The sequence below is a fragment of the Halorubrum sp. F4 genome (assembly GCF_027257195.1).
Lineage (GTDB): Archaea > Halobacteriota > Halobacteria > Halobacteriales > Haloferacaceae > Halorubrum.
This window is the reverse complement of the sequence record NZ_JAPDFS010000073.1, coordinates 1-1,072: the sequence shown is the minus strand read 5'-3', so window position 1 is coordinate 1,072 and position 1,072 is coordinate 1. Positions and strand designations below refer to the sequence as shown.

Annotated in this window: 2 pseudogenes; one reads left to right on the top strand and one right to left on the bottom strand. The window is 57.8% G+C overall.

The features are described 5' to 3' along the window. Positions 1 to 287, top strand: a pseudogene (locus OKW78_RS16795) (IS5/IS1182 family transposase); the annotation flags it as partial. A gap of 49 nt (positions 288 to 336) precedes the next feature. On the opposite strand, the pseudogene OKW78_RS16790 reads toward OKW78_RS16795, so the two are convergent. Continuing rightward, positions 337 to 1,072, bottom strand: a pseudogene (locus OKW78_RS16790) (IS5 family transposase); the annotation flags it as partial.

Genomic DNA, 1,072 nt, shown 5'->3' with positions numbered 1-1,072 from the left:
TCGCCCCGGATGGTGGCGGCGGATTCGCCGACTACGCACTCGTTTCCCTCCACTGTCTGCGGATTTACCTCGACACATCCTATCGGATGACGATCGACCTACTCAAAGAGATGCCACAAATAATCGGGGAGATCGGCCTTGACGCGGCCGATCTCCCCGTGCCGTCCACGTTGTGTAAGGCGTTCGACCGGATCAGTATGAGCGTCTGTCGAGTGCTGCTGCGCCAGTCGGCGCAGCTGCACGATCTCTCCGAACACGCCGCGATCGACGCCACATTCTACGAACGGGGCCGTGTTGAATCGCTGTAAGGCGTAGATATTCACTGTTTGACGAAGGTTTGATGTTATAGACGACACACATCAGCGCGACTTCTCGGAACTCACGGAACCAAGTACGCGCTCGCACGGCGAAGCCGAGCGAGCGCTTGACAGCCGAGTTCACGGTTTCAGTCATTGAGCGCTGATTGTAGCGGTTATCGTCGATTCTGGCGTTGTGTGCGTGGTCGTACGGTGCGAAGATCCGGTGCTTGATCAGCGGTCTAATCCCGAGATCACGCAGACTTTTACGGAGTGATTGTTTGTCATAGCCTTTATCGGCCGCGAGAGACCGCAGATCGCCCGCATTACGGCAGGCGATCTGCTCTGCGAGGTCTGCGTCGCTTCCTTCTCGATTCGTTGAGCAGTGAACGTCAAGGACAGCTTGCGACGCTGTATCGACGAGTTTCGTGACTTTGAGCTTTGAACGCAGTAGCTGATCCGTTGGCAGTAGTGGCGGCTCGCTGGTGAACGGTCGTAGAATGTGGCGTCGATCGCGGCGTGTTCAGAGAGATCGTGCAGCTGCGCCGACTGGCGTAGCAGCACTCGACAGACGCTCATGCTGATCCGGTCGAACGCCTTACACAACGTGGATGGCGCGGGGAGATCGGCCGCACTGAGGCCGATCTCCCCGGTTATTTGTGGCATCTCTTTGAGCAGGTCGATCGTCATGCGGTACGATGTATCGAGGTAAATTCGGAGACAGTGGAGGGAAACGAGTGCGTAGTCGGCGAATCCGCCGCCACCATCCGGGGCGG